The sequence below is a fragment of the Testudinibacter sp. P27/CKL/0425 genome, from assembly GCF_052931395.1.
The window spans coordinates 2,594,879-2,620,059 of the sequence record NZ_CM128801.1; the positions used below are offsets into that span (position 1 = coordinate 2,594,879).

The 25,181-nt window shown below is 49.3% G+C and carries 22 protein-coding genes; 6 read left to right on the forward strand and 16 right to left on the reverse strand.

All coding sequences use genetic code 11. The annotated features are described in order from the left end of the window. Positions 1 to 63: 63 nt before the first annotated feature. Positions 64 to 723: a curli polymerization inhibitor CsgI-related protein gene (locus ACUHGC_RS12775; protein ID WP_446833659.1), complete on the reverse strand. Its 660-nt coding sequence runs from the start codon at positions 721 to 723 to the stop codon at positions 64 to 66. Between the two features lie 150 nt (positions 724 to 873). Between ACUHGC_RS12775 and ACUHGC_RS12780 the strand changes: the two genes are divergently transcribed. Next, complete coding sequence (locus tag ACUHGC_RS12780; protein ID WP_446833660.1) at positions 874 to 1,164, forward strand: acylphosphatase; 291 nt, start codon at positions 874 to 876, stop codon at positions 1,162 to 1,164. Here ACUHGC_RS12780 and ACUHGC_RS12785 read toward each other — a convergent pair. The 8 genes from ACUHGC_RS12785 to rluD all read right to left on the reverse strand — a co-directional run bounded on the left by ACUHGC_RS12785 (position 1,139) and on the right by rluD (position 7,690). Continuing rightward, complete coding sequence (locus ACUHGC_RS12785; protein ID WP_446834912.1) at positions 1,139 to 1,993, reverse strand: metal ABC transporter permease; 855 nt, start codon at positions 1,991 to 1,993, stop codon at positions 1,139 to 1,141. The genes ACUHGC_RS12780 and ACUHGC_RS12785 overlap by 26 nt on opposite strands. A gap of 4 nt (positions 1,994 to 1,997) precedes the next feature. Continuing rightward, complete coding sequence (locus ACUHGC_RS12790) at positions 1,998 to 2,849, reverse strand: metal ABC transporter permease (RefSeq protein WP_446833661.1); 852 nt, start codon at positions 2,847 to 2,849, stop codon at positions 1,998 to 2,000. A gap of 1 nt (position 2,850) precedes the next feature. After that, positions 2,851 to 3,741 (reverse strand): ATP-binding cassette domain-containing protein, encoded by an 891-nt coding sequence (locus ACUHGC_RS12795; protein WP_446833662.1) that lies wholly within the window; start codon positions 3,739 to 3,741, stop codon positions 2,851 to 2,853. Between the two features lie 2 nt (positions 3,742 to 3,743). After that, a complete protein-coding gene (locus ACUHGC_RS12800; RefSeq protein WP_446834913.1) occupies positions 3,744 to 4,610 on the reverse strand; it encodes a metal ABC transporter substrate-binding protein in 867 nt (288 codons plus the stop codon). 187 nt (positions 4,611 to 4,797) lie between these two features. Then, the gene (locus ACUHGC_RS12805) at positions 4,798 to 5,124 is read right to left on the reverse strand and encodes a TusE/DsrC/DsvC family sulfur relay protein (protein WP_446833663.1); all 327 of its coding nucleotides are present in this window, start codon (positions 5,122 to 5,124) and stop codon (positions 4,798 to 4,800) included. A 99-nt stretch (positions 5,125 to 5,223) separates the two neighbouring features. Continuing rightward, complete coding sequence (locus tag ACUHGC_RS12810) at positions 5,224 to 5,886, reverse strand: Bax inhibitor-1 family protein (protein ID WP_446833664.1); 663 nt, start codon at positions 5,884 to 5,886, stop codon at positions 5,224 to 5,226. A gap of 92 nt (positions 5,887 to 5,978) precedes the next feature. Further along, positions 5,979 to 6,713, reverse strand: coding sequence for a peptidoglycan editing factor PgeF (gene pgeF / locus ACUHGC_RS12815; protein WP_446833665.1), 735 nt, complete (start codon positions 6,711 to 6,713; stop codon positions 5,979 to 5,981). Further along, the gene (gene rluD / locus ACUHGC_RS12820) at positions 6,713 to 7,690 is read right to left on the reverse strand and encodes a 23S rRNA pseudouridine(1911/1915/1917) synthase RluD (protein WP_446833666.1); all 978 of its coding nucleotides are present in this window, start codon (positions 7,688 to 7,690) and stop codon (positions 6,713 to 6,715) included. The genes pgeF and rluD overlap by 1 nt, the downstream gene beginning before the upstream one ends. 195 nt (positions 7,691 to 7,885) lie before the next feature. On the opposite strand from rluD, the gene ACUHGC_RS12825 reads away from it, so the two are divergent. The 3 genes from ACUHGC_RS12825 (at position 7,886) to hcr (ending at position 11,714) form a co-directional block, all read left to right on the forward strand. After that, positions 7,886 to 8,698: an outer membrane protein assembly factor BamD gene (locus ACUHGC_RS12825; RefSeq protein WP_446833667.1), complete on the forward strand. Its 813-nt coding sequence runs from the start codon at positions 7,886 to 7,888 to the stop codon at positions 8,696 to 8,698. Positions 8,699 to 8,992: 294 nt separating this feature from the next. Beyond that, complete coding sequence (gene hcp, locus ACUHGC_RS12830) at positions 8,993 to 10,621, forward strand: hydroxylamine reductase (RefSeq protein ID WP_446834914.1); 1,629 nt, start codon at positions 8,993 to 8,995, stop codon at positions 10,619 to 10,621. A gap of 70 nt (positions 10,622 to 10,691) precedes the next feature. Beyond that, positions 10,692 to 11,714: an NADH oxidoreductase gene (gene hcr / locus ACUHGC_RS12835; protein ID WP_446833668.1), complete on the forward strand. Its 1,023-nt coding sequence runs from the start codon at positions 10,692 to 10,694 to the stop codon at positions 11,712 to 11,714. A gap of 60 nt (positions 11,715 to 11,774) precedes the next feature. Here hcr and ACUHGC_RS12840 read toward each other — a convergent pair whose 3' ends face one another. The 7 genes from ACUHGC_RS12840 to rpmH all read right to left on the reverse strand — a co-directional run bounded on the left by ACUHGC_RS12840 (position 11,775) and on the right by rpmH (position 17,357). Next, the gene (locus ACUHGC_RS12840) at positions 11,775 to 12,488 is read right to left on the reverse strand and encodes a YwiC-like family protein (protein ID WP_446833669.1); all 714 of its coding nucleotides are present in this window, start codon (positions 12,486 to 12,488) and stop codon (positions 11,775 to 11,777) included. A gap of 9 nt (positions 12,489 to 12,497) precedes the next feature. Continuing rightward, positions 12,498 to 13,439, reverse strand: coding sequence for a bile acid:sodium symporter family protein (locus tag ACUHGC_RS12845; protein WP_446833670.1), 942 nt, complete (start codon positions 13,437 to 13,439; stop codon positions 12,498 to 12,500). Positions 13,440 to 13,515: 76 nt separating this feature from the next. After that, positions 13,516 to 14,877: a tRNA uridine-5-carboxymethylaminomethyl(34) synthesis GTPase MnmE gene (mnmE, locus tag ACUHGC_RS12850; RefSeq protein ID WP_446833671.1), complete on the reverse strand. Its 1,362-nt coding sequence runs from the start codon at positions 14,875 to 14,877 to the stop codon at positions 13,516 to 13,518. 96 nt (positions 14,878 to 14,973) lie between these two features. Further along, complete coding sequence (yidC, locus tag ACUHGC_RS12855; protein WP_446833672.1) at positions 14,974 to 16,584, reverse strand: membrane protein insertase YidC; 1,611 nt, start codon at positions 16,582 to 16,584, stop codon at positions 14,974 to 14,976. Next, positions 16,584 to 16,883: a membrane protein insertion efficiency factor YidD gene (yidD, locus tag ACUHGC_RS12860; RefSeq protein WP_446833673.1), complete on the reverse strand. Its 300-nt coding sequence runs from the start codon at positions 16,881 to 16,883 to the stop codon at positions 16,584 to 16,586. Before yidD ends, yidC begins: the two co-directional genes overlap by 1 nt. Beyond that, positions 16,847 to 17,206: a ribonuclease P protein component gene (gene rnpA, locus ACUHGC_RS12865; RefSeq protein ID WP_446833674.1), complete on the reverse strand. Its 360-nt coding sequence runs from the start codon at positions 17,204 to 17,206 to the stop codon at positions 16,847 to 16,849. The genes yidD and rnpA overlap by 37 nt, the downstream gene beginning before the upstream one ends. Positions 17,207 to 17,222: 16 nt before the next feature. Further along, on the reverse strand, positions 17,223 to 17,357 hold the full coding sequence (gene rpmH / locus ACUHGC_RS12870; protein WP_084255372.1) for a 50S ribosomal protein L34: 135 nt from the start codon (positions 17,355 to 17,357) through the stop codon (positions 17,223 to 17,225). A gap of 333 nt (positions 17,358 to 17,690) precedes the next feature. Between rpmH and ACUHGC_RS12875 the strand changes: the two genes are divergently transcribed. Both ACUHGC_RS12875 and pbpC read left to right on the forward strand, forming a co-directional pair. Further along, positions 17,691 to 22,895, forward strand: coding sequence for an alpha-2-macroglobulin family protein (locus tag ACUHGC_RS12875; RefSeq protein WP_446833675.1), 5,205 nt, complete (start codon positions 17,691 to 17,693; stop codon positions 22,893 to 22,895). An 11-nt stretch (positions 22,896 to 22,906) separates the two neighbouring features. Continuing rightward, entirely contained in the window at positions 22,907 to 25,054 is a 2,148-nt protein-coding gene (gene pbpC, locus ACUHGC_RS12880) for a penicillin-binding protein 1C (RefSeq protein WP_446833676.1), read from the forward strand. The last annotated feature ends 127 nt before the right edge of the window (positions 25,055 to 25,181 follow it).

Here is a 25,181-nt window from a genome sequence, read left to right on the forward strand (position 1 = left end):
CTTTTCGTCAATAAATAAAAAAGCGAGCAAGGCTCACTTTTTTATTTGATTAGTCATTGACTATTATTGTTTTTTTGCCCAGTTCAAGAAGCGTTGTTGTGTCTCTTTGTCCGCTTGTTGGAACCAGTATTGCAACTGCTGTTCGGCAACATTTTCGCCCTGCACGGTCACTTTGCCTTTTTGCGCTTTGCCGACATTTGCCATGCCCATCGCGACCGGCATACTGGCGCTGGCGAATCCGGCAACTGCCGCTTTGCCGTTGCTGCTGTTATACGCCGACAAATCTTCGGCAATGTTTTTGCCCGGGAACAAACCGTCTTGCACTAAACGATCTTGCTGGTTGGCTAGCGCTTGTCCGCTTGCGGTAACCACGTTCACTGCCGGATTTTTCTCAAAACTGGTCGCGCCGCGCTCATCTCCGATGCTGTCCGCTTTGATGACGATATTTTCACTGCCGGCTTTAAATTTCACTACCAACGGCGCCGACTCAAACAGGCGGCGGTCGGAACCGGAACGGATAATCTCCGCCACTTGCACCACCACTTGATGGGTTTCATTATCGGAAACCGTGACGGTTTTATTTTTTTTCAATAAACCACCGCTGGCTTTTTGCCCGTCTACTGCCAAGATTTCGACATTTGATGATGTACTGATTTCTGCCGCTACTGCACTCAAACCGGTTAACAACGCTACAGCACTGATCGCTAAATGAGCTAATTTCATGTTATTTCCTCAATGATAGAAAAGTCGGTAAAAAATCCGATCTCTGTCGAATTTTTTACAAAAACCAAATTGGTTGTGCTTATCCTATGCCAAAACATTATAAAATAAAATAGTGATTTACTATTTTTATCCAAAATTGAGAGCGAGACGATGTTGAGTGAAACATTTCTGCGGGTGCAATTCAATGTCTATGGCATTGTACAAGGGGCCGGCTTTCGTTATTTCACATGGCGAAAAGCGGTGGAACTGGGACTAACAGGCAATGTGCGCAACCTTTCCGACGGCAGTGTGTTGGTGATCGCCGAGGGAAGTGAGATGCAAATCAATGCCCTGCGCAACTGGCTGCAACAAGGCGGCCCGCGCTCCGCCAGCGTCGAACGCGTGGTAGAGCAAGTTTATCAGGGCGAGGCAATATTCAGCGAGTTTGCCATTGCTTACTAAACCGCACTTTATCCCGCTGTTGGCGGTAGCCGCGATATAGCAAGGCTGCAATAAAACACAGCGATTGCATCAACACGATGGTCGGGCCGGTGGCGGAATCAAGGTGATAACTGGCGATCGTGCCGAATAAAGTGGAAAAAATCGACACCCCGATCGCAATCGCCAACATTCGGTTAAACGATTTGGTCAGGCAAAAAGCGGTGATTCCGGGCGAGATCAACAGCGCCACCACCAAAATCACCCCGACCACCTGCATCGCGCTGATAATAGTTAATGCCAACAGCACCAGCAGCAAATAGTGCAACACGCGCACCGACAAGCCCGCCACCGCCGCCTGCACCGGATCAAAACAATACAGCAGAAAATCGTGCCGTTTTAGCAATACCACAAAAAAGGTGAATAACGAAATCCACAGCGTAACCTGAAACTCCGACTGAGTAACGCCCAATAAATTGCCGAATAGAATATGGCTGAGGTGTTGATCGGTTTCCACTTTGACAAATAGAATCAAGCCGAAGGCGAACATACCGGAAAACACAATTCCCATTACGGTATCTTCTTTCAAGCGGCTGTTTTCTTTCAGATAACCGGTTGCCAATGCGCAACAGATGCCGGAAAAAAAAGCGCCAATCGTCAACGGTAAACCGAGCAAAAACGCGATCACCACCCCTGGCAGCACTGCATGAGAAATCGCATCGCCCATTAACGACCAGCCTTTCAGCACCAAAAAGCAAGACAACAACGCACACACCACCGCCACCAAAAGTGCGGTCAGCAACGCCTGCTGCATAAAAGCAAAAGAGAAGGGCTCGTAAAACCAGTTAAACAGCGCACTAAGCATGATGAGTTCTCCGTTTCGCGCCTCGCCTTAACACACCGTATTTTGGCGAAAAGAAAAACGCCAGTAAAAACAGCACGGTTTGCAAAAATACAATCAGCCCGCCGGTTGCGCCGTCCAGAAAATAGCTGAGGTAAGCGCCAACCGCACTTGTACTCACGCCGAGTGAAATTGCGATCACCACTAAGCGTCCAAAGCGATCGGTCAGCAGATAAGCGGTTGCGCCTGGGGTGACCACCATCGCAATCACCAAAATAGCACCCACGGTTTGCAGCGCGGCAACCACACAGGCACTCAGCAGGGTAAAAAACAGAATTTTCAAACGCGTTGGTGAAATGCCGACCGACACCGCGTGGCTTTCGTCAAAGAACACCAACAGCAGATCTTTCCAGAAAACCAGCAAAAACAGTACGCAAACCGCAATAATAATCCCAACTTGCAGCACATCCTCATCAGCGATGCCGAGTACATTGCCCAGAATAATCGATTGTACATCGACTGAAGTCGGATTGAGCGAAATGATAAATAAGCCCAAAGCGAAAAAAGTGGTGAAAATAAAGCCGATAATCGCATCTTCACGCAGCTTAGTGATCGATTTAATCCATAAAATCGCCAATGCGGCAAGCAGCCCCGATAAAAATGCGCCGACGGCATACGGCAAGGCAAGGGCATAGGCAATCGCCACGCCCGGCACCACCGCGTGCGACAGCGCGTCCCCAATCAGCGACCAGCCTTTCAACATTAAATACGCCGATAAAAATGCACAAACACCGCCAACCAGCGCGCTGATCACAATCGCTTTCAACATATATTCGTAGCTAAACGGCTGTAATAATAATTCCCACATATCAGCGCTCCGTTTTGCTTATCGGTGCGGTCGGCGGCAATTCCACGCCTTGCTCTCCATAAAACACCACCGGATGTTCGTCGTCGGTCAGCACGGTTAAGGTGCGTTTGTCTTCATCGTCGTGCAGCGTTTCGCCGCCCAACGTCAAGTAACGCAGCACGCCGCCGAATACCAATTGCAGATTTTTTTGGGTGAAGGTGGTTTCAGTGCTGCCGGCGGCAATCACGGTACGGTTAATCATCACCACTTGATCGCAAAAGTGCGGTACGCTGCCTAGGTTATGGGTGGAAACTAAAATCAAATGCCCTTCGCTGCGCAGCTGCCCCAACAGTTCGACAATCGCATTTTCGGTTTTCACATCGACACCGGTGAACGGTTCGTCTAACAGAATAATTCGGCTCTCTTGCGCCAATGCACGAGCCAAAAACACCCGTTTTTTCTGCCCGCCCGACAGTTCACCGATTTGACGATTGCGCAAATGCCCGATATCGACCCGCTGCATCGCCTGTTCGACTTTTTGCTTATCTTGCGCCGACGGAATCCGCAGAAAATTCATATAGCCATAGCGCCCGGTCATCACCACGTCATACACCGAAATCGGAAATTGCCAATCCACCTCTTCCGCCTGCGGCACATATGAAACCAGATTTTGCTTTAACGCCTTTTTCACCGGCAAATCAAACAGACGAATCGAGCCTTGTAGCGGCTGCACCAACCCCATCAGGCTTTTAAACAGGGTGGATTTACCGCTGCCATTCACGCCAACCAACGCGCAAGTTGTGCCGCCTTGCAGACTGAAAGACACATCGTGAAGTGCGGTGTGCCCATTGCTGTAGCGCACACTCACATCACGGACATTTAATAACACATCGTTATCTGCCACTCGAACCATAGTTATTCAAATCCTTTTACAATAGTCGAAACGGTGACTTGCAATAAGTCGAGATAGGTCGGCACGGCACCGCCGGCTTGCGACAACGAATCCACATACAAAATGCCGCCGTATTTTGCGCCGGTTTCTTTCGCCACTTGTTTGCTCGGGCGATCGGAAACTGTGCTTTCACTGAACACCACCGGAATCTGATTCGACCGCACTTGGTCGATCACTGACCGCACTTGCTGCGGTGAACCTTGCTGCTCGGCATTGATCGGCCACAGATAAAGCTCTTTGAAGCCATAATCTTTCGCCAAATAACTGAATGCACCCTCTGAGGTGACCAACCAGCGCTTTTCCGCCGGAATCGCAGCAATTTTTTCACGCAGCGGCACATCGATCGCTTTAATCTGCTTGCTGTAGGCGGCGGCATTGCGATTATAAGTGTCAGCATTTTTCGGATCATATTGCACCAACGCTTGACGAATATTTTCCACATAAATCAGCGCATTGCTTGGCGACATCCATGCGTGCGGATTCGGCGCACCTTGATAAGCGCCTTCCGAAATCGGCAATGGTTGAATGCCGGTGGTGACAATCGCCACCGGTTTGTTCGGCATATTTTCAAAGAAGCGTTCAAACCAGCGCTCTAAATTCAACCCGTTCCATAAGATCAAATCGGCTTGCTGCGCTTTGATAATATCGTGTGGCGTGACCTGATAATCATGGATTTCTGCGCCCGGTTTGGTGATCGATTCCACCGTTGCGGCATCACCTGCCACATTTTGTGCAATATCTTGGATCACAGTGAACGTGGTCATCACTTTAAACGGCTTGTCCGCCGCCTGCGCACTGAGCAGCGCCGAACCGAAAGCAAGCGCGATCATCGCATTTTTAATCATTCTGTTTATGGCTGTTTTCATTTTTGATCTCCTTTATTGGTCATTGGGTTAAACGTGCAAGACAATCTTTTGTCCCGTTAGCACTATACCAATAAAGCCGCCCCTCTTAAATGATAATGGTTATCAAATCGTATTATTTTTATTATCTTTACACAGTTTGCCAACACGCCGACTATAAGCATTTTGCCGGTTTGGGTAAACCTGCCAGTTTCGTCGCCTGTTTTGCCGGCCCTTCAGGGAACAAACGCTGCAAATAACGGCTGTTGCCTTTCTCTGCGCCTAGCTTATCCGCCATCGCTTTCACCAGCATTCGAATTGACGGTGAGGTTTTATATTCTTGGTAAAAATCGCGCACGAATTCAATCACTTCCCAGTGTGCGTCCATCAGGCTAATTTGCTCTCGGCTCGCCAGCGCTTCGGCAACGTCACGGTTCCATTGCGCACTGCACTGTAAATAGCCGTCTTTATCAAGTGCGATATGCTCACCATTGACGTCCATTGTCTTTCTCTCCCACTCCTATTTGCCGGATACAATTATGCCCCTAGAACGGGGCATAATAAAAACGGTTAAAACAATTATTGTGATTATAACCGCACTTTAATCGCGTGACACACCAATCAAGTTCAATAAACTGATGAATAAGTTGTATAACGAGACATAAATGCTGATCGTGGCGCGGATATAGTTAGTTTCGCCGCCGTGTACGATGTTACTGGTTTCATACAAAATCGCACCGGTTGAGAACAACACAAACAGCGCGCTCAACGCCAAGTGTAAACCTTGGAAATTAAAGAACAGACTGGCGATCACGCCGATCACTAGCACGATAAACAGTGAAAACAGCATGCCACTTAAGAATGACATATCTTTTTTGGTGGTCAATACATAAGCCGAACAAACGAAGAATACCGCCGCCGTGCCGCCAAATGCCAACACTACCACATCGCCCAAACCTGCACCGACATAAGCATTCAAAATTGGTCCGATGGTGTAACCAAGAAAGCCGGTAAACGCGAAAGTGGATAAAATCCCTAATGCGCTATCCGCTAATTTATGGGTTAAAAACAGTAAGCCGTAAAAACCAACCAGCATTACGATCAATCCCGGACGCGGCAGATTCATCGCCATTGAGACATACGCGGTTAAGGCTGAAAAAGCGACGCTCAGCGCGAGTAAGAAATAGGTGTTGCGTAAAACTTTGTTGGTCGCCAAAACCGATTGTTCAGTACGGCGGACATCGGTAACAATTCGTTGTTGCATTGATTTCTCCCAAATTATTGTCATCAATTGAATTAAAGCAGACCCTAAAAATAAGGGTTCGCGTAGCAAAAGTCAAATCTAAATTCAGCGGCTTACTCAAACCAAATCAGGCTCGCCATGCGCCCGGTCACGCCGTCGCGGCGGTAAGAAAAAAACCGCTCTTTTTCGTTAAATGTGCAATGTTCTCCACCATAGATATGGCTGATCCCCAATTTATTCAAGCGCAGAGTTGCCAATTGATACAGATCCGCCAGATATTTTTCCGAATCGGCGGGATCGACCTTAAATGCTTGCGCCGCATTCGGATCCTGCTGGATAAACGCCGACCGCACTTCCGCGCCGACTTGGAACGCTTGCGCGCCAATTGCCGGCCCGAGCCATGCGTGAATCTGCGAGCGCGCCGCGGTAAACTGCGCCACAGTGGCTTCCAACACGCCGTCGCATAAACCGCGCCATCCGGCGTGCGCTGCGGCGACTTCATCGCCCGTTTCGCTGGCGAATAACACCGGCAAACAATCCGCTGTCATCACCACACAGACTTGCCCCGGCTGATTGCTATACGCCGCATCGGCATCGGGTTGACTTTCCTCGCTCGGCAAGCGCAGCACGTCAGTGCCGTGGATCTGGTTCAAAAACAGCGGTGCTTGCGGCAGTTTGCCCTCTTGAATCAGCAACAAACGGTTTGCCGTGACCGCACTTGGCACATCACCGACATGAGCGCCCAAATTAAAGCTGTCGTATGGTGCGTCACTAACGCCACTGCTGCGCTGCGTGGATAACGCCTTAATGTTTTTCTCGACCTTCCAATCCGGTTTCAAAAATTCCATTAATAGTCCAATTCGTCCTTATACAATTCATAATCCTGTTTCAACGCGGTGATCAGCTCAACAAAATCATCAGGCAACGGCGCGTGCCATTCCATGATTTCACCGCTGATCGGATGTGCCAGCCGCAGCATAATCGCGTGCAGTGCTTGGCGCTGAAACCCGCGTAGCACCTGTAAAAACTCCTCGCTCGCCCCTTTCGGCGGACGCGGACGACCGCCATAAACCTGATCGCCTAACAGCGGATGAGCGATGTGAGCCATGTGTACCCGAATTTGGTGGGTGCGCCCTGTCTCTAAGCGCAACCGCAAGCGGGTATAATTACGGAAACGTTCCATAATCCGATAGTGCGTCACCGCCGGTTTGCCCATTGGGTGCACCGCCATGTGAGTGCGTTTGGTGGCGTGGCGCGCCATCGGCTGATCAACCGTGCCTCCTTTAGTCATAATGCCATAGGCGACCGCTTCATATTCGCGCGTGATTTGGCGCTTTTGCAGTGCATACACCAGCCGCGTCTGCGCCGGAATGGTTTTCGCCACCACCATCAAGCCGGTGGTGTCTTTATCCAGGCGGTGTACGATCCCCGCGCGCGGCACTTCGGCAATTTGCGGATAATGATGCAACAGCGCATTCAGCACTGTACCGTCGCGATTGCCTGCACCGGGGTGAACCACCAGATCTTTCGGTTTGTTGATCACCAGAATATCATCATCTTCATACACAATATTCAGTGCAATATCCTGCGCCACGAAACGGTTCTCGTCTTCGATCTCCACCTCAATCAAAATTTGTTCGTCACCGAACACCTTTTCACGCGGTTTATTCACGATTGCGCCGTTTACCCGCACTTTATCCTGCTCAATCCAGGTTTTAATCCGTGAGCGGGAATAATCGGGAAAGCTCTCCGCCAACGCCTGATCCAGGCGCTGTCCGAGCTGATGTAATTGAATTTGGGTGCTTAATTGTAGTTGTTTCGTCATAAATCAATTGAATCCATTTAATTCTAATTTGCTTATTTGCTCAGTATGGTTAAAATACTTAACGCAACATAAGCACAACAAGATTATGGCGGTCATTGTAACTGAAGTTTACAGTGAAGTAACCAAACTTAGGTGGAAAAGCGGTGCTGTTATCAAAACTGCTGTTTCGACAAAAATTATTTAGGATTGTTATTTATGTATAAACTGAAATCACTTGCCTTGCTATTAGTTACCGCATTTGCCGTCACCGCCTGTTCCTCAGGCGACAAACAAGTGGAAAATTTGCCGGTAGAAGATCTGTATAGCAAAGCCAATACATACCTTTTGGATGAAAATTATTCGGAAGCAATCCGCTATCTTGATGCGGTGGATAGCCGTTATCCTTTCGGCGCGTATGCCGAACAAGCCCAATTAGGCTTGATTTATGCCAACTACAAAGATTCCGAATACACCTTGGCGCTCGCCAATGCGGAACGTTTCCTGCGTTTGCACAGCAACAGCCAACATTTGGATTTCGTGTTATATTTGGCTGGATTGATCAACACCGAATTAGGTGATCACTTCATGCAAAGAACCTTCGGCATCGATCGCGCACTGCGTGATCCGCTGACGCTGACCAATGCACTGCATAACTTCGAAACCTTGCAGCAACATTTCCCGAACAGCCAATATGCCGCTGATGCCGCGGTGCGCGCCAACTATTTGCGCAGCGCCTTAGCACGCCACGAACAGCGCGTTGCCGAATTTTATTTCAAACGCAACGCCTATGTTGCCACCGTGAACCGCGTATTAGGTCTGCTCGATACTTATCCTGATTCGGAAGCCACCCACAACGCTCTGCCGTTGCTGGAAAAATCCTACCTGGCAATGAACCTGAAAGAACCGGCTGCCAAAATCGCAGAATTAATTAAACAAGGCGAAGGCAAAACGTTCGCAGAAGTTCCGGTGCCCGCAGGCGATTTAGAACTGACCGTGCCGAATGTCTTGGCACCAAACGCCGCACAATAAGTTTTAACTATCGGATAAAACGCCTTAACTTGGTAACGGGTTAAGGCGTTTGTTATTTTATTGGTGCTATTATCCTTATCAACCCGGCTTATCTGTCGATTTTTGATTTAGCCTCGGTGGTATTAATTCTCATTAAAAACAAAACACGATCTAAATCAAAAAAATTTTAAATAGTATATAAAATACTTCTTTTATAAAAATGTTCCTTTTATGATAAGCGGCGTTAAAACGAATTAACATCGAATTTACTTATACGCTATCTACAGAAGGAATGTGAACTATGTAGAACAAACCATGAAAACCCCTGTCGGCAACGGTTGCAGCTACTCTCAAGGGATGTGTGGCAAAACCGCGGAGACCTCTGACCTGCAAGATTTATTGATCGCCGTGCTGCACAGCCTTTCAACTTGGGCGATTAAAGCACGCGAACTGGCGATTATCGACAATGAAATCGATGCGTTTGCCGCACAAGCATTCTTCTCAACCTTGACCAATATGAACTTTGATTCGCAACGCATCGTACAATATGCACAACAAGCAGAAGCCTATCGCGATCAACTGATTCAGCGCTGCCGCGCAGTGAATCCAAGTACTGACAGCGATCACCCGTTAGCACATCTGAAATTAAACGGCAGCGACATCGCCAGCCTAACCGCACAAGCGGATGATTTCGCATTAAATAAAGACATCAACGACATCAGCGAAGAAGTTCACGGCTTAAGAATGTTGTGCCTGTATGGCTTAAAAGGCGCAGCGGCTTATATGGAGCACGCCCATGTTTTAGGACAGTTCGACAACCAAGTTTATCTGGAATTCCACCAATATATGTCATGGTTAGGCACTAGCCCGACCGATATTGACACCCTGCTGAAAAACGCGTTGGGCATCGGCACCATGAACTTCAGTGTGATGGGCTTGCTGGATAAAGGCGAAACTGCCGCATTCGGTAATCCGATTCCGTCCAGCGTGAATGTTAAGCCTATCGCCGGCAAATGTATCCTGATTTCAGACCATGATTTAAAAGATTTAAAAGCGCTGCTAGAGCAAACCGAAGGCACCGGTATCAATGTTTATACGCACGGTGAAATGCTGCCGGCACACGGCTACCCTGAATTGAAAAAATACACCCACTTGGTCGGCAACTACGGCGGCGGCTGGCAGAATCAACAACGCGAATTTGCCAAATTCCCGGGCCCGGTGATTATGACCTCTAACTGTATTATCGATCCGAATGTCGGAAAATATGCCGATCGTATCTACACCCGCAGCATTGTCGGCTGGCCGGGCGTGACTCACTTAGACGATCGCGATTTCAGCCAAGTGATCAAACAAGCCCAAAAAATGCCTGGCTTCCCGTACAGCGAAATCGAACACAACATCACCGTTGGTTTCGGACGCCAAACCCTGTTGGATGCCTCTGACGCGGTAATCAACTTAGTGGCGGAGAAAAAGTTGCGCCATGTGTTCTTGGTTGGCGGCTGTGACGGCAGCGTCGGCGAGCGCAGCTACTACACCGAATTTGCACGCAATGTACCGGAAGATTGTGTCGTCTTGACGTTAGGCTGCGGCAAATACCGTTTCAATAAACTGGAATTCGGCACCTTGGAAGGCGGCTTGCCGCGTCTGTTGGATGTCGGTCAATGTAATGACTCCTACTCCGCGATTATGTTAGCGGTCAACCTAGCGGAAAAACTGGGCTGCGGCGTGAACGATCTGCCGTTGACCTTAGTGCTTTCTTGGTTCGAACAAAAAGCGATTGTCATCTTATTAACCTTGTTGGCACTGGGCGTGAAAGACATTTACACCGGCCCGACAGCGCCGGCATTCTTAAATGACAATCTGCTGGCGATTTTAAATGAAAAATTCGGCCTGCGCGGATTAACCAATCCGCAACAAGATATGCAGGAAGCATTGGCGCGTTAATCCGCCGCTCCCGAATAGTCGATACAAAGTGCGGTCCGACCGCACTTTTATCATCTCCGTAGGATTTTTTATGTCAAACCCAAACAGTTTTTGCCAGAATGAAATGATGGTCAATAACATCATTCAGGAAACCGATGATGTTTATACCTTGGAACTGATCGCGCAGGATTTTTATCCGTATGAACCGGGGCAATATGCGCTGGTCAGCATCCGCAACAGCGCCAACGTGATGCGCGCCTACACCCTTTCTTCAACGCCCGGCTTAAGCCGCTACCTCACCTTAACCGTGCGCAGAATCGACAACGGTGTCGGCTCGCAATGGTTGACCAAAGAGGTGAAACCCGGTGATCAACTCTGGCTGTCCGATCCGAAAGGCGAATTTACCTGTAACCAAATCGTCAGCGATAACTATCTGCTGGTTGCCGGCGGCTGCGGCGTGACGCCAATCATGTCAATGGTGCGCTGGTTGCTGGTCAATCGTCCGCAAGCCAATTTAACCGTGTTCTACAGCGTCCACTCGCCGAAAGACGTGATCTTTAAAAAAGAGTGGCAGCAATTGAAAGATCAATATCCGGATCTGAAACTGTATATGAACTCCTCGCAAGGCGCCAGTGACGGTTTCTACGCCGGACGCATCTCGCAGCAAATGTTGCAGGAATTAGTGCCGAACATCGCCGATTGCACGGTGTTAACCTGTGGTCCGGAAAGTTATATGCAGCATATCCGCAAGATCACCGAACAGCTCGGCGTACCGAAAGAGCGGTTTTTCCTGGAACAATTCCACTCCTCAACCGAAGTCTGCATGACCGACAACAGCAAACAAGTCAGTTTGACCGTGCACGGTATCCTCGGCGAGCAAACCTTGGCAGTGCCGGTCGGGCTTTCGTTGTTGAGCGCATTGGAAGAAAACGAAGTGCCGGTGATCGCCGCTTGCCGCACCGGCATTTGTGGCTCTTGCAAAACCAAAGTATTCCAAGGGGAATATGAAGTCAGCACCACCGGCCCGTTAACCGAGGAAGAGATCCAACAGGGTTATGTGCTGGCGTGCAGCTGCCAAATTAAAGGCAATATGGAAGTGGAGCCGGTGATTTAACCCGTTGGCAAAGCCTGCGATTCAAATCAGTGCTAAACTCAACCTTAAAGTGCGGTTTAATCACCGCACTTGTATCAATAATCCCAGTAGAAATAAACCTGAAACCGCAAATTCCAGCAAGCCGACTTGTTTGACCGACAATTTATAGCGCGGCGCAATCACGGCACGCAACAGCGGCGGCAGGAAGCAAAGTGCGGTTTGCCAATCAATCAAAGCGACAATCAACAGCGATGCTGCATGAAAGGCAATTGAAAGCTGTAAATAGCGCGGATTTTTTCGCTCGCGCAAGACGCTTTTGACGTACAACGTCGTGCCGATAAAAAACAGCGACGGATACAAAAAGACCAATCCGATTTGACGATCAAACGCCTGCTCGGCAAAATAATACGCCGCCATACCGGCAAGCCCGAAAATCGCAATTGCCGCCAAATCATTGCCCAGTGCGCGTTCGTCTTTTTGTTTGACGTAGTAAATATTCAGCAAGCCGAACGGCAACATCGCCAGTAAAAAGTAGAGCACCCGCCAATTATAAGCAAGCGCCGGCAAGACGAACAAAAGTGCAGTCACACCGTAGCGCCAGCACCATTGACGATTTAGCCCCAGATTGCGCCCTTTGAACAGATTAAAAAACGGGTAAGTGAACAAGTACAAACAGCACCACGCCAGCAGCAAAAACAGATGCTGCCAAACCGGATTTGATGACAGCATCCCGTATAAAAACGGCAGCAATGCCATCACAATTGCTCCATGCTGGTTGGATATCAACAACTTCATCAACTTACCTTAATGCGGCTTCGGTTTATCTTTTAGTGATGCGAAAAAAGTCGCGAGAATAGGGCCTGAAACATTGTGCCAGAAACTGAATACCGCACTTGGCACTGCCGCTAATGGATTAAAGTGGGCGCTGGCTAAAGCCGCACCAAGCCCTGAGTTTTGCATACCCACTTCTATTGAAACCGCTTTGCTGTCATAGCTACTGAGCTTGAATAATCTGGCAGTGAAATAGCCGATGAGATAACCTAAGCCGTTATGCAACACCACAACACCGAAAATAATAAAGCCCGATTCGATAATTTTCGCTTTACTCACCGCAACGACAGCGGACAGAATCAGCACAATCGCTATAACGGAAATCAACGGCATACTTTGGCTGACTTGTGCAATTTGCTTTTTAAAGCATGCTCGCACCACTAACCCCAAGAAAATCGGGAACAGCACCATTTTCAATACCGATACAAACATGGCTGCCGCATCAATATCCAACCATTGACTCGCCAACACATAAAAAACCGCCGGGGTTAAAATCGGTGCCAATAAGGTGGAAATCGTAGTACAAGCCACTGAAAGTGCGGTATTACCGCGCGCTAAATAAGTCATCACATTGGAAGAGGTTCCGCCGGGGCAAGATCCAACCAAAATGACACCAACCGCTAAATCAGTCGGTAATTGAAAAGCATGAGCGAGCGCAAAAGCAATCAACGGCATAATCACGAATTGACTGACGACCCCGATAAAAACCGATTTCGGGTGACGTGCCACTTCACCAAAATCCTTAAAGGTTAAGGTTATCCCCATACCAAACATCACTATCCCGAGTAAATACGGAATATAAGCGACAAAATGGGAAAAATAAGCAGGAAATTGAAAGGCTAAAAAGGCAAACAGCAATACCCAAAGGGCAAACGTTTTGCCGGCAAAATGATTTAACTTAAGTAAAAATTGCATATAAAAACCATAAAAATTAATCGGAAGTCGCAACATAGCAAAACTTCCGATTAATAGCAATTCTCATTTAGGGGAATTATTTCCCGATACAAAACGAACTAAAAATGTTAGTAAGCAAATCGTCGGAAGTGAATTGCCCGGTGATTTCACTCAACGCATCTTGTACCATACGCAACTCTTCTGCCAGCAGCTCGCCTGCATAGAATCGGGTTAATTGCACATGCCCACGCTGCAAATGTTCCGCGGCGATTTCCAGCGCTTCCAAATGGCGACGACGTGCCAAGAAGCCGCCTTCGGTAACGGTTTGGTAGCCCATCGACTGTTTGAGGTGATCACGCAGCAGCTCGATACCGCACTTGGTTTTGGCAGAAAGACGAATAATCGTGTAGCCGTCGTGCTGCTCAATCCCTTCCACTTCGCCGCTGAGATCGGCTTTGTTGCGAATCACAGTAATCGGCATGGACGGCGGCAAGCGATCAATAAACTCCGCCCACATTTTATGCGGATTCAGCTCTGCAGTGGTGGTGCTGTCGATCATCAATAGCACATGATCCGCCTGTTCGATCTCTGCCCACGCGCGATCGATCCCGATCCGCTCTACCTCATCGGTCGCTTCACGCAACCCTGCGGTGTCAATAATATGTAGCGGCATACCGTCAATATGAATATGTTCTCGCAACACATCACGGGTTGTGCCGGCAATGTCGGTGACAATCGCCGCTTCCCGCCCCGCAAGGGCGTTCAGCAAGCTGGATTTACCGACATTCGGGCGACCCGCAATCACCACTTTCATGCCTTCACGCAGCAGCGAACCCTGTTTGGCTTCCGATTGCACACTTGCCAACTGGCGAATGATCTCGTTTAAACGCCCTTCAATAATGCCGTCTGCCAGAAAATCAATCTCTTCATCAGGAAAGTCAATCGCCGCTTCCACATAGGTACGCAAGTAAATCACCGAATCCACCAACTGATTCACTTTCGTGGAAAACTCACCTTGCAGCGATTTCAACGCCGAACGTGCCGCCTGTTCCGAACTGGCATCAATTAAATCGGCAATCGCTTCCGCCTGCGCCAAATCCAGTTTATCATTAAGAAAGGCTTGCTCCGAAAACTCCCCCGGGCGTGCAATTCGAATCTCATCGAGCTGTAAAATCCGTTTTAACAACAGATCAAGCACCACTTGCCCGCCGTGCCCTTGCAATTCCAACACGTCTTCGCCAGTAAAGGAATGCGGGGCTTTAAAATATAGCGCAATCCCCTGATCCAGCACCGTGCCGTCACTGTCTTTAAACGGCAAATAATCCGCCATGCGTGGCTTCGGGCATTTGCCCAACACCGCTTCGGCAACCGCCACGGCTTTCGGCCCTGATACCCGCAAAATCCCGATTCCGCCCCGCCCTGGTGCGGTGGCTTGTGCTACGATGGTTTCTTTTGTCATGTTTATTCCTTAGATAAACCGCACTTTAATATTTCGATTCAGTATAACAAAAAGGCGTCCACTTCGGGACGCCGTATTTTGTGATTTCGCAGTAGGTTATTTTTTCCCGCGAGAATGTAAACCTTTTTTCTCCAGCCCGCGATAAATCAGTTGCTGCTGGATAATGGTGATCACGTTTGATACCAACCAGTACAACACCAGGCCTGCAGGGAACCAGAGGAAGAATACGGTGAAAATCACCGGCATAAACATCATGATCTTCTGTTGCGTTGGATCCGCCACCGGTGTCGGTGACATTTTTTGCAACAGGAACATTGAGCCGCCCATTAACAGAGGCAAAATGTAGTACGGATCTTGTGCCGATAAATCTTGGATCCAGCCGAAGAACGGTGCGTGACGCAATTCAACTGCTTCCATAAATGTCCAGTATAACGCAATGAAGATCGGCATTTGCAACAGAATCGGTAAACAGCCGCCCAGCGGGTTCACTTTTTCTTCTTTATACATCTTCATCATTTCTTGGCTCATGCGTTGTCTGTCATCACCGAAACGCTCACGCAGTTCTTGCATTCTCGGTTGTAACATCCGCATTTTCGCCATTGAGGTGTATTGTGCTTTGGTCAGCGGATACAGAATCGCTTTCACCACAATCGTTACGCCGATAATCGCCAAGCCCCAGTTAGAAACGATGCTTTGAATGAATTGCAGCAAGCCAAACAATGGTTTTGCAATGAACCACGCCCAACCGTAATCCACGGTTAAATCTAAGTTTGGCGCCACCGTTTCCATTTGATCTTGCAATTTAGGACCGGTCCATAATTTGCTGCTGACAGTTTGTGAAGCACCGCTCGCAATCACTTCGATCGGCGCACGGAAGCCGATAAAGGCGAAATCTTGATTGGTGCTGCTGTACAATTGGTTGTCTGCGTGCTGATTCGGCACCCATGCGGTCACGAAATAGTGTTGTAACAATGCAACCCAGCCTTGTTTGGTCGCGATCGATAAATTAGCTTTCTGCATATCTTCGAAACTGTATTTTTTGTAGTTGGTTTCAGAAGAGGAATATGCCCCGCCGGTATAGGTCGGCATCGCCAAATTGCTGGAAACATCAATCAAGCTGTGTTTAATTTGCGCATACGGCTGAAGTTCAATCGCTTCGCCGCTTTGGTTGGTGATTTGGTAATCCACATCAACCGCGTAACTGCCGGGAGTCAAAGTGAAGGTTTTGATCACTTGTACGCCGTCTTTTTCATAGGTTAATGGAATTTGAATCTGATCTTGTCCGTCCGCCAGTTTGAAGCTGTCGCCGTTGATTTGATATTGCGCACGGCCTGCCGGGGTATCAATCCCGTTTTTACCGACCAATCCGCTTTGCGCAATATACGTCAAGGTATTGTCATTTTGCATTAACGAGAACGGCGTATTGGAATTCAATTCTGCGTCATATTTCAACAAGTCGGAATCAATCACATCGCCACCAAGGGTGTCGATTTTCAGACTTAACACATCACTTTCGACCGTAATCACACGCCCGGTTGTTTGGGTGTCAACGCCTGCAAGGTTCGACGGCGTATCACTGCTGTTATTCACTGTTGTGGTTTCTTGTGGCGCCGGTTTTGGCAACACATAGTCAATTTGCCATTGTTGGTACACCAAAAATGAAATAAACAGTAAAGCGATAACTAATAAACTGCGTTTTGAATTCATTATTTTTCTCTGTATTGGTTAGTCGAATGTTTGTGGCTTTGTTCGGCGCCGCACTTACAAGAAGTCGCCGGCGGAACGAGATCGTCACCACCCGCACTTAAAGGGTGACATTTTAATATACGTTTCACTGTAAGCCAACCACCTTTTAACGCGCCGTGCGTTCGGATGGCGTCCAGCCCATATTGTGAACAGGTCGGGTTGAAACGACAGCGTGGTCCCAACAGCGGGCTAATCACCAAACGATAGCCTTTGATCAGGAAAATTAAGACTTTTGCGCCAAACGACGATGACGTTGCCATAATTTATCCAAAATTTCGGTTAACGTGCGGTTATCCAACTCACCGATGCCTTTTTTTGCCACCACGACAAAATCCATCGCTGGCAGTTCGTGCTGGTGTAACCGAAAATATTCGCGGCAAAGACGCTTAATACGGTTGCGCTCGTGTGCGCGTTTGAGGTGTTTTTTCGCCACGGTTAAACCCAAACGGGGAATAGCGAGTTGGTTGGCTCTGGCTAGAATGGTGATTTCAGGACGACTTGCCCGAACAGGCTGCTGGAAAACGAATTTGAATTGTTCGGGAACCAGCAAACGTGATTCCCGAAGAAACTTGTGCGTAATCACACTCAAGTGCGGTCAATTAAGCGGATAAACGCTTACGACCTTTTGCACGACGACGTGCTAAAACTTGACGGCCGTTTTTAGTTGCCATGCGTGCGCGGAAACCGTGAGTACGGCTACGCTTTAATACTGATGGTTGAAATGTACGTTTCATAACTAATCTCTACTTATTATTTAATAAAGGTTTCTCAAGGATCATTCAGGTACCGCACCGCTCCCACAAGAAAGACTTTACGACGACTACCCAAAAATAAGGAACCGAATTTTAATCACAAATCGCGTTTAAGTCAATTCCAATTCCAAAAAAGACGCAAAAAGAGGCAAATTATTTTTCGGTCTGTATCCTTGCCCGCAAAAACATAAAATGTCACGCCCCAAATGCAACGTACACTTGTTTACATTCGGTAAATCATCCATAATTTCGTCAATATCTTTAATCATTGTCACTATTTTCTTTTGCTGAAGATCTCGTTTGAAGAAATCGCTTATGAAAAAATTTAGTTTTGCGTTGTCTGTTTTACCCCTACTTGCGTTACCATTGCTAACCGGCACCGCACTTGCCGCCAATTGGGATCAGGCCGCCTTAAACCGTTCGAGCGATCGCCTGATCGAACAAATTGATTTGTTCCTTGCGCAAACGCCGGACTCCGAGCTTTACCGCCTATTCAACGCCGATCAGTTGCAGCAATTGCGCGCCAGCGCACAATTCACTCCGGGCACCGCCCCAAGCTATGCCAATCTGCAAAACCGTAAAGCCTTCAACGATACATTAAGTCAATTGGTGCAAAATACCGTGTATGGCGATAACGCCATTCCGTTTTTAGCCCTTGCCGCGCAAAACGGCGATGTCAAAGCCCATTACAATCTGTATTCCTCATTAATCAACCTCAACAATGCCAATGTCGAATTTGCCTATCCCCTATTCCAGCGCTATATTTCGCAGCAAGCCGATAACAAAGAAAACAATGATTACTGGCAGCGTTTTATCCGCAATTATGGGTTTAGTTTGACAGATGTCGAGATTGACCGCACTTCCGATCTGCCGCGAGTTTGTCTGGCATTTTCACAACTGGTTAATCCCGAACCGCTGCAAAATTGGAAACAGTGGCTCAGCGTCAATAATCAGCCCAATATTCAATGGCAATATCAAGGGGATCAGCTCTGCTTTAACGGCGAATGGAACCGTGATTACCATATTCAAGTGAACGCCAAACTGCTGAGCGAATATCGCCTGTCTTTAAGCAATCAAACCGATCAAAACCGGCTCGTGAATGTGAACGCAACAACCGGTCAGCGCACACCAATGTTGCGTTTTGCCAATCAAGGCAGCGTGTTAAATGCCTACCAACAGCGCAACCTGACATTAGAAAGCGCTAATCTTGATCGGGTTCAGCTCGAACTCTGGCAAATTCCGGCAAATAACCTTGCCAACTATGATATTCGCGATCTACTCAGTAACCCTGGCGCCAGCTATTATTGGCGGGTGGATTCGCTGCTGCGCGATAATGCACGCCAACTGTTTGAGGGTTATTTTCAAGTCGACAATGCCCGACAAAATCAAACCGCCAGCAATAACCTACTGTTCGATGATTTTTTTGACGACAAGCAAGACATGAAAGCCGGCGTTTACCTGTTGCGCGCCAAACAGCAGGACGACGATTACAACAGTAGCATTCTAGCATTCACTCTGAGCAACAGCGGTTTCACCGCCTATAAAACCGCGCAAGGGCTGTGGGTGGAAATGCGCGATCTCGACAGCAAAAAGCCGGTTGCCAAACAAACCGTCACGCTATACGCCAAAAATAATGAGATTCTGGCAACCGCCGAAACCGACCGTAACGGCATGGCATTTTTCCCGCAAGCCGCGATTATCGGCGAACAAGGCGCACAGCCGAGCCACATCGTCAGTGCCAATCCGGAGCAATTTGGCTATTTGAATCTGATTGATAACAGTATCGATCTCTCAAATAAAGGTTTATCCGGCGAATTGGCAAACCCGCTGATGCAGAGCTGGATTTGGTTTGATCGCGGCGTTTATCGCCCGAACGACACTGCCAATGCGATGTTTTTATTTAAAACACCGGACGGCAAAGCGTTCAATTCCTCCTCTATTTGGGCGACGCTAACCCGCCCCGACGGCAAAACCTTTTCGGTTACCGAACTCAAACCACACGCCAACGGCGCCTATTATTTCGAGCAGGCTTTTGATTCCGCAACCCGCTTAGGCAGTTGGAAATTAACCTTATCACTAGCCAAAGACGGCAAAGGCTATCTGGCAGAGCACCCCATCCAGCTTGCTACGATTTTGCCGCAACAGATTGAAGTTACCAGTAGCAGCGCAACGCCACAGCTGCAAAGCGGCGAAACCGCACGTTTCAACATTCAAGCAAACTGGCTATACGGCGCGCCCGCGAGCGGGCAAAACGGTTATGTCAACTGGACGATTCAAGCCGACAACAATCCGATTCCGGCTTGGCAAGAGTGGCAAATCGGTTTGTTTGACGAAAAAGTCAATGCGCGCTCGCAACACGATAACTTGCCACTCACCAATCAGCAAGGGCTGGCACAATTCAGCCTGCCGCTGAACAACTTGCCGCGCAGCAGCAAACCGCTCAGTCTAACACTACGAAGTGCGGTGTTCGAACCAAACGGGCAAGAAGTCAACAGCCAGCTGCAAGCGCCGATTCAGCGCGCTCAGCCTTATTTGGCGCTGAAAGTGAACGATCGGGTGGCGCAAGCTGCGCTGATCAACGATCGCGGCGAATCACTGAGCGGCAAAATCGACTGGAAACTGTACCGCGTTCACTACAACTGGTATTGGTCGAACAACAACGGCGTTTGGCAATATCACGTTAATGAGAGCCGCAGCCTGAGCACGCAAGGCTCGCTCAACGCCAATGCCGCCGCACCAAGCAGTTTTGACTTGCCAATTAACGACGGCAGCTGGGTGTTAGAAGTGCAAGGGCAAGATCCGCTCACCGCCACTTCCCTGCCGATTGAATACGGCAACTGGACTCAGCCAAGCGTCAACAATGCGCCGGACAGCATTTCGATCAGCAGCGACAAAGTGCGCTATCAAGACGGCGATCGGGTCAAAGTGCGGTTGCGTGCGCCGTTCGACGGGCCGCTGAGTGTCAAACTGGCAAACGGCAAAATTCTGGATAATCATCAGCTGAATTTTAAAAACGGCGAAGCGGAATTGGATTTCAAATGGCGCGAAGAGTGGTCACAAGGGATTTGGCTGTTGGCAAACGCTTGGAATCAAGCCCCTGCCGCCAATCAAAATTTACGCGCCGTCGGCTTACATTGGTTAGGCAATGATCTGAAAGATATCAATCTTGATCTGCAATTGGCGCTCCCAACCGAAGTGTTGCCGAATCAAAAAATCAGCCTGCCGGTCAAATTAAGCCGTGCGCCGCAGCAAACCAGCTGGGTGCAAGTTGCGGTGGTCGATGAAGGTTTATACCAATTGGCAAAAGCCAGTTTCAGCGATCCGCAACAGGCGTTTTACGGCAAAAAACAGCTCGGACTGGAGATGTTTGATGTCTGGGGCAGCGTGATTAAACAGCTGAAAGCCCGCCAAGCGGCGATTCGCAGTGGTGCTGACGGCGACGAAAGCGCTGAACTTGGCAGCATGGCGTTGCCGGAGCTGGACATCGATTTATTGACGTTCTGGTCAAAACCGGTGCAGCTCGACGCGCAAAACAGCGCACAAATCGACTTGGAGCTACCGCAATTTAACGGCAAACTGAGGGTAATGGCGGTGGCGTGGAATGCGGAACAGATTGGCAGTGCCGAACAAACGCTAATCGTTAAAGAACCGCTGGTCAGCCAACTGAATACCCCGCTGTTTTTATCACCTGATGATCAAAGCGAGATGAAAGTGCGGTTGCACAACACCACCGATCAGCCGTTGCAGCTCAACGTCGAAATGCGCGCCAATCCACTGTTACGATTTAACGACAATAAACAGCAGCAAGTGATCAAATTGCAGCCACAGCAAGAGATCACCCTTAACCGCACTTTCCAAGCGACTGAAAACGGCAAAGCGCAATTTGAAGTGCGGATCAGCGGCGATATTGACAAGCAACTGCAACGCAGCGCCGATATTCGTAAGCCGGTGTTGCCGTTCAGCCGTCTGAGTCTGGCACAATTGAACGGCGGTGCAAGCTGGCAATCGCCAACATTTGATCCGGCACAGGGCGCGCTGCAAACGCAGCAACTTACCTTGTCAAATCGCGCACCGTTCGATCCTCAGCAGGCGCTGGATTACCTGTCGAGCTACCCTTACAGCTGTGTCGAACAGACCGCCAGCGCCTCATGGAACAATCTACTGTTCGACAATCTGATTCTCGGCTATGATCTACCGGAAGCAAACTATCCTGATCAAGCGCAGCGAAAAAACAACTTAAACCGCGCACAACTGCGATTGGCAAACTTACAAGCAAGCGACGGCGGCTTCTCGCTGTGGGGCAATGATGAACAGAACGACCTGTGGCTAAGCGCCTACGTCGCCGATTTCCTGTTCAGCGCCCAGCCACAGCTGGCACAACAAAGTTCGCTCAATCGCGTGTTAGGCTATTTGTATCAAACGGTGAACCGTGCCGATTACACCGAATTGAAACCTGCCACCGCCGATACCACAGGCTATGCCTATGCGTTGTATATGTTGGCGAAAAGCGGGGAATCGGTGCAGGGTGCGCTGTTGCGAGCATTGCCGATTGTCGCAAACGGCAGTGAGATCTACCCGGCGCGACTGTTTATCTTAAACGCATTATTACAGCAGGGTGAAGTCAGCAAAGTGGCTGAACAACTGGCAAAAATCGCACAAAATCCGCGTGCGGTCAGTTTTGGCTATGCCAATTATGGCGACGCACTGCGCGATCACGCCAATTCGATGGTGCTGTTATACGAACTGAAACAGCAGGCAGAAAAGCTGAACCTGAACGATTCTCAGCTTCTGCAACATCTCGATCAAGCGACAAGTGCGGTTTGGCCTGCGTTGTTAAACGAGTTGAAAACCACGCATTATTTGAACACCCAAAGCGCACACTGGCTGGCAAAATTGGCAACTTGGCTGCCGCAATCGGCACAAGCCGCCTCAGTTGAAGTCAATGGTAAAACGGTGAAAGTGAACGGTTTGCAAACACTGACACTCAACGACAACCCTAATATTCAGCTAAACAACCGCGGTGCTAATCCGATCTTTGTCAGCCTGAATCAGTGGGTTCAGCCGACAGCCGCGACCTCGATTACCAACGGCTATCAACTTGACATGCGTTTCCTTGATCTGCAAGGCAAACCGATAAATCCGAACGCGTTAAAACTCAACCAACATCTGTTGCTGGAATTTAGCTTGAAAAAAACCACCGATGCGCCGCAAACCGATGCCGAAATGATGTTGGTGTATTCATTGCCTGCCGGTTTTAAAGTGGCGGAAAATATCCCGTTTGCGTACATCGACAAAGGCGATGAATCTGAGCCGCTGATACCGCACTTTACCGAAAACCGCGATGATCGCCATTTGGCGGCATTCACTTTCGACAAAGCACAAACGAAAATGGTGCACCGTCTTGTGGTGCGCGCCGCGCAAGCGGGCAGCTGGCAAGCGCCAGCCACCACGCTGGAAAATATGTATCAGCCGCAATATCGCGCGGTTCAACCGGCAAACGGCGTGACGATCCAGCCGTAGCTGTTTAACTGATGACAAGCTGGATTCGCCAAGCTCTCACACCACGCGCTAAACCACTGCTGTTTAGCGCGTTGCTGTTGGTATTACTGCTGATTTGTCTGCCACGCATTTTAGATCGGCTCTTTCCGCTGGTCACCAGCCGCTACCAACAGCATTCACTGCTGATCACCGATCGCCACGGTGAATGGCTGCGCGGCTATCTCAGCGCCGATCAATCTTGGCGGATGCCACTGACGAATAATCAACTGCCAAACGATTATTTAATACTGTTAATCAATTATGAAGATCGCCGTTTTTACCAACACCACGGCATTGATTACCGCGCAATTATGCGTGCCGCCGGACAGAATTTGCGCCAAGGGCAAATTGTCTCCGGTGCTTCCACCTTGACCATGCAGACCGCACGCCTGCTGATGCCGCATTCCGGCGGCTGGCGCGGTAAAATCACTGAAGCCTTTCGCGCTTGGCAGTTGGAACGCCAATTCAGCAAGGCTGAGATTTTACAAATCTATATGCAGCTCGCGCCAATGGGCGGCAATTTGGAAGGCATTGCCAGCGCGGCACATTACTATTTCAATAAACCCGCCGATAAACTGTCGCTGGCTGAAGCGGCGTGGCTGGTTTCACTGCCGCAATCACCGCACTTTTATCACCCGCTGCGCTACCCTGAACGCGCCACCGCCGCGCGCAATCGGGTGTTAAGCCGCGCTTTGGATTCAGCGTTAATCAGCCAAGAGCAATATCAACGTGCGGTTGCACAAGCGATCACGATCCAACCGACCGCATTTCCGCTGATTGCACCGCACTTTACCGATCAGGCTAAAGCCAAGGCAGCAGATCAGGCGATCATCACCACCAGCTTAGATAAAGGATTACAACTCAAACTGGAACAATTGCTGAAACGCAGCTTGCCGCAGCGGCATCAAAACAGCAATTTGGCGGCGGCAATCCTCGACAACCGTAGCGGTGATTATCTGGCGTATGTCGCTTCGGCAGATTTTTTCTCAACCGCACGCCACGGGCAAGTGGATATGCTGCAAGCGGTGCGCTCCCCTGGCTCGGCGCTGAAGCCGTTTATCACACTGTTTGCGTTCGACTGGCTGAACTACCAGCCGACCACCTTGATTCAAGATACGCCGATTGTCGATGATGCTTACCAACCAAACAACTACGACGGCGGCTATCAAGGGGAGATCAGTTTAGCCAGCGCATTAGTGCGTTCGCGCAATGTGCCGGCGGTGCGGCTGCTGCGTGCGATTAATCCGTTTCGCTTCAGCCAACATTTACAGCGCCACGGTTTACCGCTCTACCTGCCGAAAAATGCACAACCCAATCTTTCGCTGGCACTCGGTGGCGTGGGGGTTAAAGGCGCAGAATTATTGCAACTGTACCGCACTTTAGCCAATTGCAGCTATGCTCAAGCGCCGTTTGGCGCATTAGCGACGCCAAGTGCGTGCTGGCAAGTGACCGAGATCTTACAGCAAACCCAAGATCAAAACGGTCGGCTGTTTTGGGGCAAAGAACCCGTGGCGCTGAAAACGGGCACGTCATACGGCTGGCGCGATCAGTGGCTGTTCGCCTACACCCGCGATTACAGCATTGTGTTATGGGGCGGGCGTGCCGACGGCAAATTCGCCACCCAGCGCGCCAGTGCCGAAGATCTGATCCCATTGCTGCGCGGCGTGTTGGGATTGTTAGACAATCCGCCACGCCAATATGCGCCGCCGCACTATCCGCTGACGATTCGCAGCGGCAAATTGCCACCTCGCTTGCAGCGGGTGGAATTACCGCGCAACGAATCAACCGCAGCTTCCGCTCAGCAAATCGCGACTCAAGCTCCGCTGTCCGGCAGCACGCTCGAACTGGCACAAATTCGTGATTTAAACCTGCAAATCAGCGGCGGCAATCCGCCGTATCTGTGGTTTTTAAATGATCATTTGATTTATCAAGGCAACGATCAGCGTTATCTGTTGCAGCACGCCAATCCGGGCAGTTACCGTTTGGTGGTGATCGATGCCGACGGCAACAGCGCGCAAAGCGATTTTCGCTTACAGCGCAACGCGGCACAAAATCCGGGGCAAAGCGCGCCCGCAACAAATCGGGTGAAAATAATCCGCTCCGACAGCGAGCAATCTGCGCAAGCCGCTGATAAAAATTGATTCTGTAGAATGCAAGCAATTTTTTTTCTGTTTTTGCACGCCGGATTCGGGATCTTAATCGCGGTTTATTGTATGATTACGCCTATTCATAAGCATAACAGAAATCAATCATTATTGGAGCGTCCCA